Below are 16269 nucleotides of genomic sequence, written 5' to 3'. Positions count from 1 at the left end.
CGGCCGAACACCTCGCCGCGCTGGACGCGTTCGGCGTGCGACGCGGGCTGCTGGTCGTCACCAAGGCACCCGGGTCACCGGGGCGTCTTCAGCCGGTCCAGGAGCTCGAGCCACTCGATCGCGGCCGTGGGCGTGGGGTGGATCGGCAGGGCCGCGCCGAGGCCGAGTGCGTCGACCGCCCGGCGGACCACCGGGGCGCAGCCCGCGATCGCGAACGCGACGCCGGCCTCGTGCGCGTCGCCGGTGGCTTCCAGGAGCACCGCCAAGCCGCGCGCGGAGCAGTGGGCCGCGCCGGTCAGATCCAGGACCAGGACCCGCGGGGCCAGCCCGATCTCCTCGGCGAGGCGGCGCTGCAGCCGCCGTCCGCCGGTCATGTCGATTTCGCCGCCGACGGCCAGGGTGGTGACCTCGGCGGTCGCCGTCACGGTCATCGTCATCACGGGATCCGGCTCTTCGCCCATGCTCGCGTAGTGGCGGGCCATCAGGGCGTCGATGTCCAGCCCGGCGGGGTAGGGCACCGAATCGATCTTCCGGGCCCACGCGCGCAGTCCGTCGATCACCTCGCGGTGTCGTGCGTCGTCCTCGGGCCAGACCATACGTAATACATCGCTCACCGAGGCCAAGACGCAACAGTCATGTCACCCGCTCGGCCCAAAGGTCTTCCCGAACCGGTGAAAGATCATCGGGTTCGCGCCTGCGCCGGTCCGGTCCTCAGTGGGGTCAGAGCCGGGACAGCCACGGATGGCGTCGCGAGTACGTGCCGCCGATCACTCCCGGAAGTCCGTTTCGTCCTTCTCTCGCGGGTCCTTCGCCTTGGAGAACAGCGGGATCTCGGCCCGCAGACAGGGAATCGCGCCTGCGACGCCGAGCTCCGCAATCGGGCGGCACCGGCCGAGGGCCGGCACCAGACGTCGTGCACCGCCGGCCCCAGCAGCTCCCCGGCGGCCCCCGGCCGGAGCGTCCCGGGCGGATCCGCGGCCCACCACTCCCAGCCCGCCAGCGCCCGTTGCACGCCGAGCTGGTCGCGGCGCGGCACCAGCACGTCGACGTCCCCGTGCGGCCGCCACGACCGCCCGGCCGCCAGCTCGAGCGCGAACCCGCCGGCGAGCCACCACGGCACGCCCACGGCGTCGAACAGGGCGCGAACCTCGGCCGGCGACGCCGGCTCCCACCCGGTCACGGGCTGACGAGCCCGGCTTCGTAGGCGAAAATCGTCAACTGCACGCGGTTGCTCACGTCGAGCTTCGCGAACGTGCGCGTGATGTGCGTCTTCACCGTCGCCTCGCTGAGGAACAGCTCCGCCGCGATGTCCGCGTTCGGCTTGCCCTGCGCGACCGCCGTGACGACCTCGCGTTCGCGGCCGCTCAGCAGCTCCAGCTTCGCCAGGGCGCGGGCGCGGCGCGGGTTGGCGCGCGCCGCGACGAACTGACCGATCAGCTGCTTGGTCGTGCGGGGCGAAAGCATCGCGTCGCCGCCCGCCACCACGCGGACGCCTTCGATGATCTCCTGCGGCGAGCCCTCCTTGAGCAGGAAGCCGCTCGCGCCCGCGGCGAGCGCCTCGAAGACGTACTCGTCGAGGTCGAACGTCGTCAGGATCAGCACCTTCGGCGCCCGCGGCTGGGCCAGCACCGCCGCCGTCGCGGCGAGGCCGTTCATCCGGCGCATCCTGATGTCCATGATCACGACGTCCGGCGCGTGCCGGGCGACCTGCTGCACCGCTTCGTCGCCGTCGCCGGCCTGGGCGACCACTTCGAGGTCGGGGGTGCTGCCGAGGATCATCGACAGCCCGGTGCGGACCAGCGGATCGTCGTCGACGAGCAGTACGCGCACGCTCACCCGCCCATGCTAGGGGGCGGCGGGGACCCAGGGGAGCGAGGCCCGGAGGACGAACGTCCTTTCGTCGGCCCGTCCGGCGCTGAGCGTGCCGCCGAGGAGCGAGATCCGCTCGTTGACGCCGGTGAGCCCGGTGCCGGAACCCGGCGACGGCACCGGGACCGGCGGCAGCGCGTTGACGACTTCCAGGACGAGCCCGACACCCGGGCCGCCGCGCACCGTCACGTCCGCGGGGGCGCCCGGCGCGTGCCGGAGCACGTTGGTGAGCGCCTCCTGGAGGATCCGGTACGCGGCCGTGCCGAGCGGTGCCGGGGCCGTCGACGCCTGGTCGAGCAGGATCGTCACGTTCACCGGGAGACCGGCCTGTCGCGCGCCGACGACGAGGTCGGGGATGTCGGCCAGTGTCGGCTGGGGTGGTTCCGCGGGGCCGCCCTGCGGCCGGTCGGCGAAGCCGGAGCCGCGCAGGACGCCGATCACCTGGCGCAGGTCGTCGAGCGACTGCCGGGCGGTGGTCCGCACGGTCTTGGCCGCCTCCGCCGCGTCCGGGGTCGTGCTCGTGGTGACTTCGAGCGCGCCCGCCTGCAGGGAGAGCAGCGAAAGCCGGTGCCCGAGGACGTCGTGCATCTCGCGCGCGATCCGCGCCTGCTCTTCGCGGCGGGCCACCTGGTCGCGCAGGGCCGCCTGCTCGGCGGTCCGGCGGCGCGTCTCGGCCACGCTGTGGCGGACGACGCCGAGGGTGAGCGGGATCGCGGTGTACACGGCCGCGGTGAGCAGGATCCCGGTCACCTCCATGCCGGTCGTCTCGGTCGAGATCCACGCCTCGGAAATGGACAGGTCCGCGACCCGGCCGACGTCGCGCCACACCGCGAGCGCGGTCGCGGCGAACACCAGCGTCGTCGCGCTCCAGCGCCACCAGCCGGTGAACCGCGTGGTGAGCGCGGCGAGGGCGATCAGGGCGGCCAGCGAGTCCGCGCGCAGCAGGAGCGGTGGCACGATCGCGATGCCGGTGACGAGCAGCGGCCAGCGGTGCCGCCAGACCAGCATGATCGACGCGCCGACCCCGAAGAACCAGCCGAGCAGCGCCCCGGCCGTGGGCGCCAGGTCGTCGGTTCCGGGCAGGCTGATGTCGATCGCGAGGTTCGCGAACCCGGTCACCAGGCTCGCGGCGACCGCGAACACGGTGCACACCACGCCCAGCACGGACCGTCCCATGCGAGAAAGAGTACGGGCGGGCGCCTCAGCCGTTCCGCCGGTTCGGTACCGCGGTGGTGACGACTTTCGTCGTAGGCGGACGAGGCCCGCGGACGACGCGGACCCGGTCGCGCCGCTGGTTTCCTGCTCGCTGTCAGCAGAGGCGAAAGGAACCCCGATGACCGACTACACCCCGCTCCAGCAGCCCGTGGCGCCGCGGGCCGTCGTGCCGCCGCGCAACGGCCTCGGCACGGCCGGCTTCGTCCTCGGCCTCGTGGGGCTGGTGTTCTCGCCGATCCCGATCGTCGGCGTCGTCGCCTGGCCGCTCGTGGTGGCCGGCCTGATCCTGTCGGCGGTCGGCTTCGCCCGGGTCCGCGCCGGGAAGGCCACCAACAAGGGCCTGGCGATCGCGGGCATCGTCGTGTCGGTGCTCGGCCTGGTGGTGAGCGTCCTGTGGGTCGTGGTGATCGGCAAGGCCATCAGCGACGTCAACGACCAGGCCACGCAGCACCACACCATCACCTACGAAGTGACCGGCGACGCGAAGACCGCCAGCGTCGACTACAGCACCTTCGACGAGCACACCATCCTCGTGAACACCGAGCTGTCGGCGCCGGTCCCGTGGACCAAGACCGTCGAGGCGAAGGGGTTCCTCGAAGGCGCGCAGTTCGCCGCGACCACCGGGCCCGACGGCGGCACGATCACCTGCAAGGTCGTCGTCGACGGCAAGCAGACCAAGACGGCGACCGCGTCGGGCCCGCTCGCGGTCGCCAGCTGCACCGGCTTCTGAACCGCCCGTCGCCGCCCGGGCGAGGGGGCCGGGCGGCGGGGGCGAAGGGTGGGACCCGGCCAGGGGGCGGGTCCCACCCGGGGTCAGCCGCAGTGCTCGAACCCGCTGGTGGCGGACTGGCCGCCGGCCGTGCCGCCCCACTGCACGCACTTGCCCGCCGCGGCCGCCTTGACCGGGCCGGCGAACCAGGAGAACGAGCCGGAGTCGGTGGCCCGCGCCGACCCCTTGACCTCCAGGAAGGCCGACGTCGCCGTGGCCGTGCCGGCGGAGTCGTTCTTCATGGTGCTGACGCAGTTCTGGCCGTTGGCGGCGTTGTAGGACAGGTAGACCGTGCCGGCCGTGCCGAGCGTCTGCTGGTCGATCACGCCGTAGCCGGCCCCGCACGCCGGGGCGCCCAGCGCGGCCTCGGTCACCGTGGCGTAGCGGATGGTGTCGTTGGCGTGGAACTCCGGGCCGGCCTCGAACAGCACACCGACCGAGGACTGCGACAGCTGAACCATGTCCGAGTAGGCCGCGTCCTGGCCCCACACGAGCACGCTGTCGCCGGTGCCGGTCCAGTTGGCGCCTTCGTCGAAGGACGAGTGGACCCGCAGCTCCTTGCGACGGTCGCAAGTGGACGGTGCGGCGAAGACGATCCGGTTGTACTTGCCGCCGGTGTCGGTGGCGCTCATCCGTGCCGTCGACCCCTCGACGGTCGGGGTGACGAGGTCGGTGGCGAAGGCGAACTTCGAGCTGAACGTCGCGCCGCCGTCGGAGCTGATCGCGGCCGCGCGGTTGTGCGTGCCGTCCGCGACGCACTTGTCGTCGCTGTTGGCGTCGTTGCGCGCGGCGGCGTAGACCCGCCCGTCGCGCAGCTCGGTGACGCTGATCTCCTGCGGGTTCATCGTGGTGTTCGTGTACGTGTCGGTCGCGCCGCGGTGCCAGGTGGCACCCTGGTCGTCGCTGTAGATCAGCGAGCCGGTGTTCGCGGTGCCGATCGTGTAGCTCATCCCGGCGACGAGCCGGCCGGCGTGCGCACCACGGGTCAGCACGATCCCGTGCGACGGCCCGGTGGCCAGCCAGCCGGGCGCGCTCGCGAAGCCGAGCTCGGTGGTGAGCGTTTTCGGTGCGCTCCAGGTGTTTCCGTTGTCTTCGCTGAGGGACACCCGCGGGATCCGGCCGCACTTCGGGTTGGTGTAGCACTGCATGGTGGACAGCAGCACGATCCGGTTGCTGCCCGGGATGACGATCGGCGCCGGGTTGCCCTTGGTGTCGCCGTACGCGGTGATGACGGTCTTCAGCGCGCTCCACGTCTTCCCGTTGTCGGAAGAGCGTTTCATCACCAGGTCGATGGCGCCGAGGTCGGCGCAGGTGCTGTCGCCGCCGTTGCGGCCTTCGGCGAACGCGAGCAGGTCGCCGTTGTTCGCCTTGACGACGGTGGGGATGCGGTAGCAGTCATGGCCTTCGGTGTTCTTGGTGAACACCAGGGTGCTGGCGACGTCGGCCTGCGCGGTGGCGGCGCCGACGGCCGCCGGAACGGCGACGGCGGCGCACCCCAGCAGTCCGGCCAGCAGGCCTCCGGCGATCCGGGTGATCTTCACGGTAGGGGCTCCCAACAGATTCGTTCTACGTCCTACGTCTCGGCGACAGCGTCGATGCGGCCCGTACAAGACCCGTACAACCCGGCGTATAACGACCTATACCTTGCCGGAAGGGAAATTCCCGGTGAACGCGGCGGCGGTTGCGGCCGACCCAACGGCGATATATCGTCGAGGTGTCGGCGATATGGTGACGGAAGGGGATGGTCATGGAGATGAGCGCAGGAGCACGACGGGTGTTCGGCGGCTTCGGGGGCGGCGAGGAGCACGGTTTCGCTGGTCGTGCCGGGTTCGGTCACCCGGGCTTCGGGCACGGGGTGGGTCCGGGCGGGCACCACGAGCACGGCCCGCTGAGGCACCCGGGCGACCACGAGCCGCCTGGCCACGAGGACTGGGAAGCCGGCCCCGACCTGGCGCGAGGCGGCTTCCCGCCCCCTCCGCCGCGGCCGCCCCATCCGCCGCAGCCGCCGGGTGGGCCCGGGTTCCCCGGCTTTCCCGGTGGGCCCGGCTCCTTCGGGGGTCCTGGTGGGTGGTTCGGCGGGGGCGGTGCCTTCCAGCGGGTGCAGGAGTTCCGGGGCGGGCGCGGGCCGAGCCGGCCGGTGCGGCCCGCCGTGCTCGCGTTGCTCGCCGAAGAACCCAGGCACGGCTACCAGCTGATGCAGGAGATCCGGCGCCGCACGCACGACCGGTGGCGACCCAGCCCGGGTTCCGTCTACCCGATTCTGCAGCAGCTGGAGGACGAGGGTCTCGTCCGCACGGCCGAGACCGGCGGCCGCCGGGTCGCGGAGCTGACCGAGGCCGGGCGGGAGCACGTCGCCGGGCGGGAAGCCGAGTTCGCCGAGCTCTGGGCCGAACCCGAAGAGGAGCCCGGTGCCGACCGCTTCGCCACCCTGTGGCACGCGCTCGGGGAGCTCTCGGGTGCCACCGCGCAGGTCGGCCAGGCCGGCACCGACGCCCAGGTCGCCGAGGTGAAGAAGATCCTCGCCGACGCGCGCCGCCGGGTGTACGCCGTGCTGGCCGACGCCGGCCTCGAAGACGAGGACTGACCGCGCCCGTCCGGCAGATTGTCCACATCGGACGGTCTGCCGGGCGGGTAGGCTCCGGTCGCATGGAGGAGAAGGACTTCGCGGCGCACCTGACCGCCACCATGACCGGCAGCGCCCTCACCATGCTGATCGGCGTCGGGCACCGCACCGGGCTGTTCGAGGCCGCCGCCCGCGGGCCCGCCACCAGCGCCGGCCTCGCCGAACGCGCCGGGCTGCACGAACGCTACGTGCGGGAATGGCTCGGCGCGATGGTCACCGGCGGCATCTTCACCCTCGACGCCGGGGAGTACACCTTCCCACCGGAGCACGCGAAGTTCCTCCTCGGGGACACCGCGGCGAACCTCATGCCGTCGCTGCTCACGCTCAGCGCGTTCACCGGCGTCCTGCCCGAGCTGGAGCGCAGCTTCGCCGAGGGCGGCGGCGTCCCGAGGTCGGCGTACGGGCCCTACCTCGAAACCCTGGGCGCGAAGACCGGCGACAGCTGGAAGCACGTCTACCGCGAGCACCTCGTCGACGGCTTCTTCGGCGCGGTCCCCGGCCTGAAGGAGCGGCTCACGGCGGGCGTGCGCGTGCTCGACCTGGGCTGCGGCACCGGGAACGCCATCGCGGTCGCCGCCCGGGCCTTCCCCGCGTCGCACTTCACCGGGCTCGACATCAACGAGAGCGTCGTCGAGCAGGCGAAGGAAACCGCGCACGGCCTGCCGAACGCCGGCTTCGCCGTCGGGGACGCCGCCGAGCTGACCGGCGAATACGACGTGATCACCGCGTTCGACGCCGTCCACGACCAGGACCGGCCGGACGTCGTGCTGCGCCGGGTCCGTGGCGCCCTGCCGGACGACGGCCTGTTCTTCATGGTGGACACCAACTTCTCCAGCCACGTCGAGAAGAACGTCGGCAACCCGCTGGCGGCGCTGTGCTACTCGATCAGCCTGATGTACTGCACGACGACGTCGCTGGCCGAGGGCGGGGCCGCGCTGGGCGCGATGTGGGGCACCGAGAAGGCGCGGGAAATGCTCGCGGACGCGGGGTTCCGGCACGTCGACGTGCTGGATTCCCCGCGTCCGCAGAACTGCGTCTACGCCTGCCGGCCCTGACTCACTGCTGGTACGGCGCCGCCGCGGCCTTGGCGGCGGTGATCAGCGCACCCTTGTTCTTCGGCCAGAAGGTGCTGTCGACGCAGGAGTACTTCGGCAGGAAGCCGCCGCAGCTGCCGCTCGACCCGCCGACCTCGAACGTCACGCTCGCGACGCCGAGTTCGCCGTAGGTGAAGTCGTCGGTGGTGCCGCTCGTGTCGTAGCCGACGGTTTCCTCGTTGGTGCCGACCAGGTAGCCGTTCGACGCCGCGTACTTCGCGCCGAGCTTGCGGTACTGCGCGTCGTTGGGCGAGGTGGCCTGGGTGAAGCCCCACGGGATGATGATGTCGTTGCCGTAGCTGTGCAGCGTGATCATCGTGCCCTTGGCCGTCGCCGGCGCGGGGTCGTTGTTGCCGGTGCCGCGCTGGTCGGGGAAGATCGCTCGGGCCAGCTTTTCCAGCGCCTGCGTCTCGGGCTCGGACCCGGCGCTCACGCCCTGGTAGGTCTCGGCGCAGGGGGAGTTGGAGTCGCCGCCCCACTTGAACGTCGAGTTGCGGTTGAGGTCGATGCCGATGTTCGTGCCGGTGCAGCCGCCGCGGGTGTTGTCGGCGTTCTTGCGCTGCAGCTTCGGCGAGTTGCCGCCCGAAGCGACGATGTCGACGCCGTCCGGGTTGGCGATCGGCACCACCCACACCTCGGTGGTGTCCAGAATGGACTTCGCGGTGGCGTCGGTGGCGTAGCCGTCGGCCAGGTAGTCGATCCAGCGCCAGGCGAGCTCGCCGGTGGACAGCTCCCGCGCGTGGATCTGGGCCATCAGGAAGAACTTCGGCTTCGGCGACGTCGTCGAAAGCGTGCAGTCGCCGGCCTGCTTCTTCGTCAGGCAGAGGGCCTGGACGTCGTGGCCGCCCTGGCCCTTGGTCTTCTTCCACGACTGGCCGATCGTGTACTTCGTGGCCAGGTCGGGGTGGGCGGCGGCGACCGCGGCGAGGTGGTTCTCGTGCGCGGTGACCGTGCGGTACCCGCCGTAGAAGGTGTCCGCCGCCAGGGAGTTCGCCTGCGCGGGGAGTTCCTTGTAGACGGTGTCGAAGAACGACGGGCGATATCCCAGCGTGCGCAGTTTCGCCGCCACCGACGGCCCGCCGACGACGAGCGCGGCGCCCGCGTCGCCCTCCTCCACGTCGAAGCCCGCCGCGGCCAGCGCCTGGGCCTGGGCGGTCGTGGCCGGCACCCGCCAGAACACCGGGGTGTCGGCCGGCTGGGCGGCCGCCGTGCCGGCGGCCAGCGTGCTGAGCAGGACACCGGCCGCCGCGAGGGCGAGCCGGGACAGGGACCTTGACGCCATCGGAGGATCTCCTCACGCCGCGACGGATGGGCGCCGGCACCGGGAACCCGCGGTCACCGGATCGGCACGCACAGTGTGTCGGCGGGGACAAACCCGGCACACCCCCGAAAGTCGCGAAACCGGTCGCGGCCGGTCCCGCGCCCGCGTTCTCACTATGCTCGGAAGCAGCCAGGGCCGATCTCGAAACGGAGTGCGCATGCCGATCCACGACCTCGTCTTCCGGGGAAGACGCCTCACCAGCGACCACGCGATGGTGATGGCGATCGTCAACCGGACTCCGGACTCGTTCTACGACAACGGCGTGACGTACGAGGAAGGCCGCGCGAAGGCGGCCGTCGGCAAGGCGCTCGAAGACGGCGCCTCGGTGATCGACATCGGCGGCGTGCCCGCCAGCCCCGGCCCCGAGGTCACCGTCGCGGAGGAGCTCGCCCGCGTCGTGCCGACCGTGGAGTGGATCCGCGCGGCCTTCCCGGATGTCGTGATCAGCGTCGACACCTACCGCGCCGAGGTCGCCGACGCCGTGTGCCGCGCGGGCGCGGACCTCATCAACGACAACTGGGCCGCGTACGAGCCGGAGATCCTCGACGTCGCCGCCGAGCACGGCGCCGGCTACATCTGCGCCCACGTCGACGGGCTCGACCCGCGCACGGACCCGGTGAAGCCGCAGTACGACGACGTCGTGGCGTCGGTCGTCGCGGACACCACGGAACTCGCCGAACGGGCGGTCGCGAAGGGAGTCCCGCGCGAAGGCGTCATGATCGACCCCTGCATCGACTTCTCGAAGAACACCTACCAGTCGCTGGAGGTGCTGCGGAACGTCGACAAGCTGGTGGCCACCGGGTGGCCGGTGCTGATGGCGTTGTCCAACAAGGGAGTCGTGGGGGAGACGCTCGACGTCCCCATGGACGACCGGGTCACCGGGACCCTCGCGGCCACGGCGCTCGCGGCGGCGCACGGCGCCGCGATGTTCCGGGCGCACCAGGTCCGCCAGACGCGGCAGACGGTCGAGATGATCGCCAGCATCCTCGGCGACCGCCCGCCGAAGAACGCGGTGCGGTGGCTGTGATCCGGCAGATCTGGCCCCCCGAGGACGTCCGCGAACTCGGCACGGGCGACCTCGAAGAGCTGTACCGCTTTCCGGACGCCGAGAAGTGGCTGGTCGTCAACTTCGTGGCGAGCACGGACGGCGCGATCACCGTCGGCGGCCGGTCCCGCCCGCTCTCGACCGATCCCGACCGGGTCGTGTTCAAGCTGGGCAGCGACCTCGCCGACGTCGTCCTGCTCGGCGCCGGGACGGCGGTGGTCGAGGAGTTCGACGGCGTCCACCCGGATCCGGAGACGGCGGACCGGCGCCGCCGGCACGGGCTCGAGCCGATCCCGCCGATCGCGGTCGTCACCACCGGCGCGAGCCTGCCGCCCGACGCACCGGTGATCACGGACGCCGCGGTGCCGACGATCGTCGTCACCAGCGAGCGGGCCCCGCAGGACCTGCGCGACGCGTGGAAGGCGGCGGGTGCCGAGGTGGTCGTCGCGGGCGAGGGCGAGGTGGCCCTCGACCTGGCGGTGGCCGCCCTGACCGCACGCGGCTTCCGGCGGATCGACTGCGAGGGCGGCCCGAAGCTGTTCGCGTCGCTGGCCGAAGCGGGCCTGGTCGACGAGTTCCGGCTGACGGTCGCGCCCTACCTGGTGGCGGGAACAGCGGACCGCGCGGCCGTCGGCGGCGCCTTCGACCCCCTGGAGCTGAAGCTGGCCACGGTCCTGACCGACGGCGCGAGCCTGCTCACGCGCTACCTGGTGCCTTAGCGCGGGCTGCCTTGTCGTGAGTGTTCAGGGCGGCGCCAACCGCCCTGAACACTCACGACAGCGCTACTTCTTCAGGCCGTGTTCGATGGCCTCGATGATCCGCGGGCGCAGCTCGGCCGCGCTGATGATCGCGTCCACCGAGCCGACCTCCACCGCGCGCTGAACGCTGTGCACGCGGTCGAACTCCGCCGCCACTTCGCTGACCTTCTCCGCGCGGACCGACGACTGGACCTCGGCCAGCTTCGCGTTCAACGCGGCCCGCTCGGCCGCGCCGGCCGCCGAGACCTGCGCCTGCAGGTCCGTCACGCGCGGGTCGTTCGCCGTGCGCTTGTTGACCTCGCCCGCGAACACCACCGCGGCCGCCGGGGCGCCGCCCAGCACCGAGGCGAACGAGCCCTCCAGCGCCAGCACCGTCATGTTCGGGTTGAGCGCCTTGGAGAACACCACGAACGCGCCGCCGTGGTAGCGGGAGATCACGGTGAACACGATCGGGCCCTCGAAGTTGACGATCGCCCGGCCGATCTCCGCGCCGTACTCCAGCTGCAGCTTGCGCAGCGACTCCGGGGAGCCGTCGAACCCGGAGAGGTTCGCCAGCACCACCAGCGGCCGGTTGCCCGACGCCGCGTTGATCGCGCGCGCCGTCTTCTTCGACGACCGCGGGAAGAGCGTGCCCGCGGTGAACGCGTCCGGGCCGTCGGTGGGCGGGAAGCCGCGGCGGGGCACCGAGCGCGACTCGATGCCGATCAGGCAGACCGGGCGGCCGCCGATGTGCACGTCCTGCACCGCGGAGGTCTCCGCGTCCGCCATGCCCGCCCAGCGCTCCAGCACCGGGTGGTCCTGGTCGGACAGCGCACGCATCACCGTGCGGATGTCGAACGGCTTCTTGCGGTCCGGGTTGTGCTCGGCCGAGAAGATCTGGCCCACGTTCGTGAAGTCGCTGCCCACGACCGCGTGCGGGAACGGCGAGACGTCGCGGTCGACCGGGTCGGTCGTGGTGACCTGCCGCGGCCCGGTCTCGCCCGGCGCGACGTAGGTGTGTTCGTAGTGCGCCATCAGCACTTCGCGCGCGGCCGGCAGGTTCGGCGCCCAGTACTGCGCCTGGCCGTTCGGGCCCATCACGCGGTCGTAGCCGCCGATGCCGAAGTTGTCCTCGGCCGAGACCCCGCCGGAGAAGTCCAGCGCCTGCTTGCCGGTGAGCACCATCGCCGAGTCCGGCGTCATCACCAGGATGCCCTTGGTGTGCATGAGCATCGTGGCTTCGGCGTTCCAGTACGGCTGGGCGCCGACGTTGATGCCGCCGACGACGATGTTGATTTCGCCGCCGTCCTGGGTGAAGGTGACGATCCGCTTGAGCGCCGCGGCGACCCAGTCCATGTTCTCGGTGCCCGAGGACATCGAGATCCGCGCGCCCGCGGAGACGGCGAACCACTCCAGCGGGACGCGCATCCGCTCGGCCAGGTCGAGGGCCGCGATGACCCGCGAGCACTCCGGCTCCGACAGCGCACCGAGCGCCTTCGTCGGGTCGCCGAGCAGCACGACGCGCCTTACGCCGCCGGGGTGCCGCTCGGTCGGCGTCGTCACGACACCGGCGACGATCGCCGCCGTGTTCTGCCCCTTCGGCCGGTCGACCGGCACCAAGGCACCGGCCTCGTCGAAGTCGTGCTCGACGAAGGTGCCTCCGGGGCCGGCGAGCAGGTCGGTCAGCTCGTAGGGGTAGACCGTGCCGCGGCGGGCCGCGCCCAGCACCTTGAGGCGGTAGGCGTCCAGCGGTTTCACCGGCTCGGTCGACGGCGTCTCGAGGTGCAGCTTGGCGCCGTGCCCGGGGTCGAACGCGACGCGGACGGCGAGCTCGGTCAGCTTCCCGGCCTCGGTGCGGCGGCGGGCCAGGAACTGGACCTCCTCCAGCCCGGCGCCCACCGACGTCGGCAGGATGCGCTGGACGAGCGTGTTCAGCTCCTCGGTCGTCAGGTCGGTCGGCGGCCAGACGTACATCATGATCCGGTTGGTGTCGAACCGCTTGTTCTGCGGCCGCTGCGCCTGGATGTTCCGGATCGCGGCGAGACACGCGGTGACGGCGTCCTCGAGCGCGGGCAGGGCGACCAGGCGGCCGTCGGCCTCGCGCAGCGGCGTCAGGTCGCGGACCTGGCCCATCGCGATCAGCCGCTCGTCGGCCGGGTTCGTCTTGGCGACGGCCTTGAAGAGGTAGATCTCTTCGTCCGCCGACGGCAGCCGGGTCAGGTCGAACTCGGCCAGCCGCTGCAGTTGCAGGCGCTGCGCGATCTGCGGGTGCAGGCCGCGGATCAGCCGGTCTTCCGCGAAGCCCGCGTCGTCGCGCCGGAAGGTGAAGTGGTGGTGCATCACCGCGCCGCCGGTGCCGGCCACGGTGATGACGATCCGGCGGACGCTCTCCGGGACCACGTGCTCGGCCAGCAGCGCGCCGAGCCGCTCGGCGGTCGCGTCGACCTCCGGCTGGTCTTCCCAGCGCACGTACAGGTCGGCGACCACGCCTTCGGTGGCCACCTCGCCCAGCGCACGCAGGGCGTCGGGCAGGGCGGCGAAGTCGACGGCGGTGGTGACCAGCGGCAGCGCGCCGTCCGGGGTGTCCAGGGACGCGGTCAGCCACCGGCAGCCGGCGGCGTCGCGCACGGCGACGCCGGACAGCCGGCGGTTGCCGTAGTAGCGGCGGGTCAGCACTTCCAGCAGCGGCGCGTGGTCGCGGCCCGGGCGGCCGATGCGCTGCCCGAGCAGCCGGACGAGCGGCTGCGAGCCGGTGATCATCGCCTGGATCCGCTCGGCGCGGTCCGGCGCGTCCGGGTGCTGGTCGAGGTAGTGCAGCTCGGTGCGGACGGCCGCGTAGACCTCGGCGCGGTGGCGGCGCAGCAGCGGCTGGGCGAACCAGCGGAACACGACGCCGCGGGCGAGGTCGGAGACGGCGGGGAAGCGCACCTGCGTGGCTTCGATGAGGTGCTCCAGGGTGAGCCCGGCGCGTTCGCGCAGCGCCTCCACCGGCGCCGCTCCGGCCAGCCACAGCCGCAGCAGCTCGGAGACGACCGCGACGTCGGCCGAAGTCCGTTGCTGCGCCAGGAAGATCCGGAACACCGCGGACTCCAGCTCCGGGGTGCGCTCCAGGTCGGTGACGCCGTAGTGGGCCAGCACCTTCGACAGCTTCGCCTGGAAGCCCTCGGTGACGCCCGCGCGCTCGACGTCGAGGCTCTGCAGGTAGCTGTGGAAGTACTCGCGGGGGCTGTGCACCGGGCCGTCGGACTCGGCGTCGGCCTCGCCACCCGGGGTGTTGCGGGTCAGCTCGGACAGGTCGGCGAAGACGGTCAGCAGCTCCAGCTCGCCTTCGACCGGACGGCCGCCGAGCTCGGCGCGGGCGGCGGTGTAGGCCGCCAGGACGCGCTTGCGCTCCGCCGGGTCGACGTCGAAGCCGAGCAGCAGGCTGCGCAGGTCCTGGAGACCGCGCTCGACGCGGGCTTCGGCGGAGACCCCCGCGGGCTCGGCGGGCAGCTCGATCTCGACGGTCTCGGCCTCGGTGGCCGCTTCGTCCTCGGTGTCGTCCTGCAGCGGCTCCAGGCGCATCAGCGGCGCGCCCGTCTCGACCTGGCTGCCGACCGACACCGGGCACTCGCGGACGCGGGCGCGGAACGGCGCGCGCAGCACCGTCTCCATCTTCATGCTCTCCAGCACGAGGATCGGCGCGTTCGCTTCGACCTCGTCGCCGACGGCCAGCGGCGTGGCGACGACCAGCGCGGGCGCGGGGGAGCGGACGACGCCGCCTTCGTCGCGGCTGACGCGGTGGGTGACGCCGTCGACCTCGACGAGGTGGATCGGGCCGTGCGTGGCCGAGACGAGGCGGAAACGCTCGCCGTTGACCAGGATCTGGCCCGTGTGGGCGTCGAAGCGGTTGATCTCGACGTCGGCGTGGTGGACGTCGGCACCGGCCGAAACACCGACCCGGAAGCGCTTTTCGCCGACGCGGGCGACGCTGACGCGGTAGCCGACGCCGCGGAGCTTGAGGTCGAGCGGGCGGCCGCTCTCGTGCTGGACCTGCGGGCGGCCGCCGTGCGCGGTGGACAGCAGCCGCTGCACCGAGGCTTCTTCCTCGTCCTGGTAGGCCTCGATGGCGGCCGCGGCGAGCGCGACGGCGGAGTGGCGGTGGGTGACCAGGCGGCCTTCGGCGCGGACGCGGTCGATCCAGCCGGTGTCGGCGCTGGCGTCGATCACCTCGGGCTGGTCGAGCAGGTCGAGCACGAAGCTCTTGTTGGTCGCGCCGCCGTCGATGATGACGGTGGTCTCGCCCATCGCGCGGCGCAGGCGGCCCAGCGCCTCGTCGCGGTCGCGGCCGTAGGCGATGATCTTCGCGATCATCGAGTCGAAGTCGGCGGGGATGCTGTCGCCCTCGCTGACGCCGGTGTCGACGCGGATGCCGGGCCCGGCCGGCAGGGCGAGCCGCGAGATGCGGCCGGGGGAGGGCGCGAAGTCGCGGTCGGGGTCTTCGGCGTTCAGGCGCGCCTCGACGGCGTGGCCGCTCTCGGCCGGCTGGTCGCCTTCGAGCTTGCCGCCGTTCGCGACGTGCAGCTGCAGCCGGACCAGGTCGGTGCCGGTGGTGATCTCGGTGATCGGGTGCTCGACCTGCAGGCGGGTGTTGACCTCGAGGAAGGCGAACAGCCTGTCGCCCGGGTGGTAGAGGAACTCGACGGTGCACGCGCCGCGGTAGCCGACGGCCACGGCGAGCCGCTCGGCCGACGCCTTCAGCTCGGCGGTCTGCTCCGGCGCGAGGACCGGCGAGGCGGACTCTTCGATGATCTTCTGGTTGCGCCGCTGCACCGAGCAGTCGCGGACGCCGAGCGCCCACGCCGTCGCGCCGTCGGAGATGACCTGGACCTCGACGTGCCGGGCGCCGGTGACCAGGCGCTCCAGGAACACGACGCCGGAGCCGAACGCGCGCAGGGCTTCCTGGCTGGTGCGCTCGTAGGCGTCGGCCAGCTCGTCGGCCGAGGCCACCTTGCGGATGCCGCGCCCGCCACCGCCGGCGGTCGCCTTGAGCATCAGGGGATAGCCGATCCGGTCGCCGGCCTTCAGGGCGTCTTCGAGCGTCGCGACCTCGCCGCGGCTCCAGGGCGCGACCGGCACGCCGACCTCTTCGGCGATCAGCTTGGCGCCGATCTTGTCGCCGAGCTTGCGCATCGCGTCGGCGCTCGGCCCGACGAAGGTGACGCCGACCTTTTCGCACAGTTCCGCGAACGCCGGGTCCTCGGCGACGAAGCCCCAGCCGACCCACGCGGCGTCGGCCTTCGTCTCGACCAGGGCCCGCTCGAGCTTGGCCAGGTCGAGGTACGGACGCGCCGCGGCCGGACCCAGGTCGTAGGCCACGTCGGCCTCACGGACGAACGTGGCGGTGCGATCGGCGTCGGTGTAGAGGGCGACCGTCTCGATCCGCGTCCCGGTTTCCGCCGACAGATCCCGGACGGCGTGGATGAGCCGCATCGCGGCCTCTCCGCGGTTGACGATGGCGACACGACTGAACACCGGCTGAGCCTCCCAAGTACCCACGCACAGAAGGCGACGCACCTGTCCCGGAGCGTCGCCTGCACCTGTCTACACCCTGCTG

Annotated in this window: 12 protein-coding genes; 5 read left to right on the top strand and 7 right to left on the bottom strand. The window is 72.3% G+C overall.

The genetic code is table 11. From position 1 onward, the window contains the following. Positions 1-74: 74 nt before the first annotated feature. The 4 genes from ACWEN0_RS41785 to ACWEN0_RS41770 all read right to left on the bottom strand — a co-directional run bounded on the left by ACWEN0_RS41785 (position 75) and on the right by ACWEN0_RS41770 (position 3045). Positions 75-596, bottom strand: a complete 522-nt coding sequence (locus ACWEN0_RS41785; RefSeq protein WP_451986164.1) for an STAS domain-containing protein — start codon at positions 594-596, stop codon at positions 75-77. Between the two features lie 83 nt (positions 597-679). Beyond that, positions 680-1120, bottom strand: coding sequence for a nucleotidyltransferase domain-containing protein (locus ACWEN0_RS41780; protein WP_451986170.1), 441 nt, complete (start codon positions 1118-1120; stop codon positions 680-682). Positions 1121-1176: 56 nt separating this feature from the next. Beyond that, positions 1177-1836, bottom strand: coding sequence for a response regulator transcription factor (locus tag ACWEN0_RS41775; RefSeq protein WP_451986162.1), 660 nt, complete (start codon positions 1834-1836; stop codon positions 1177-1179). A 9-nt stretch (positions 1837-1845) separates the two neighbouring features. After that, complete coding sequence (locus ACWEN0_RS41770; protein WP_451986160.1) at positions 1846-3045, bottom strand: sensor histidine kinase; 1200 nt, start codon at positions 3043-3045, stop codon at positions 1846-1848. Positions 3046-3202: 157 nt separating this feature from the next. Between ACWEN0_RS41770 and ACWEN0_RS41765 the strand changes: the two genes are divergently transcribed. Continuing rightward, complete coding sequence (locus ACWEN0_RS41765; protein WP_451986158.1) at positions 3203-3814, top strand: MmpS family transport accessory protein; 612 nt, start codon at positions 3203-3205, stop codon at positions 3812-3814. Between the two features lie 83 nt (positions 3815-3897). Here ACWEN0_RS41765 and ACWEN0_RS41760 read toward each other — a convergent pair whose 3' ends face one another. After that, a complete protein-coding gene (locus ACWEN0_RS41760; RefSeq protein ID WP_451986156.1) occupies positions 3898-5394 on the bottom strand; it encodes a sialidase family protein in 1497 nt (498 codons plus the stop codon). Between the two features lie 557 nt (positions 5395-5951). Between ACWEN0_RS41760 and ACWEN0_RS41755 the strand changes: the two genes are divergently transcribed. Together ACWEN0_RS41755 and ACWEN0_RS41750 are read left to right on the top strand one after the other, a co-directional pair. Then, on the top strand, positions 5952-6437 hold the full coding sequence (locus tag ACWEN0_RS41755) for a PadR family transcriptional regulator (protein WP_451986154.1): 486 nt from the start codon (positions 5952-5954) through the stop codon (positions 6435-6437). 62 nt (positions 6438-6499) lie between these two features. Continuing rightward, positions 6500-7531 (top strand): class I SAM-dependent methyltransferase, encoded by a 1032-nt coding sequence (locus tag ACWEN0_RS41750; RefSeq protein ID WP_451986152.1) that lies wholly within the window; start codon positions 6500-6502, stop codon positions 7529-7531. A gap of 1 nt (position 7532) precedes the next feature. Here the strand turns inward: ACWEN0_RS41750 and ACWEN0_RS41745 are convergent, their stop codons facing one another. Then, positions 7533-8852, bottom strand: coding sequence for a M14 family zinc carboxypeptidase (locus tag ACWEN0_RS41745; protein WP_451986150.1), 1320 nt, complete (start codon positions 8850-8852; stop codon positions 7533-7535). A gap of 196 nt (positions 8853-9048) precedes the next feature. Here ACWEN0_RS41745 and folP point away from each other — a divergent pair, with 196 nt between their 5' ends. Then, positions 9049-9918, top strand: coding sequence for a dihydropteroate synthase (gene folP / locus ACWEN0_RS41740; RefSeq protein ID WP_451986148.1), 870 nt, complete (start codon positions 9049-9051; stop codon positions 9916-9918). Continuing rightward, positions 9915-10655, top strand: a complete 741-nt coding sequence (locus tag ACWEN0_RS41735) for a pyrimidine reductase family protein (protein ID WP_451986168.1) — start codon at positions 9915-9917, stop codon at positions 10653-10655. Before folP ends, ACWEN0_RS41735 begins: the two co-directional genes overlap by 4 nt. Positions 10656-10718: 63 nt before the next feature. Here ACWEN0_RS41735 and ACWEN0_RS41730 read toward each other — a convergent pair whose 3' ends face one another. Then, positions 10719-16187 carry an ATP-binding protein gene (locus tag ACWEN0_RS41730; protein ID WP_451986146.1) on the bottom strand — a complete coding sequence of 1823 codons (5469 nt, stop codon included), beginning with the start codon at positions 16185-16187 and terminating at the stop codon, positions 10719-10721. Positions 16188-16269: the final 82 nt, after the last annotated feature.

The sequence above is a fragment of the Amycolatopsis sp. NPDC004378 genome (assembly GCF_053602455.1).
This window is presented reverse-complemented; position numbering and strand designations above follow the sequence as displayed.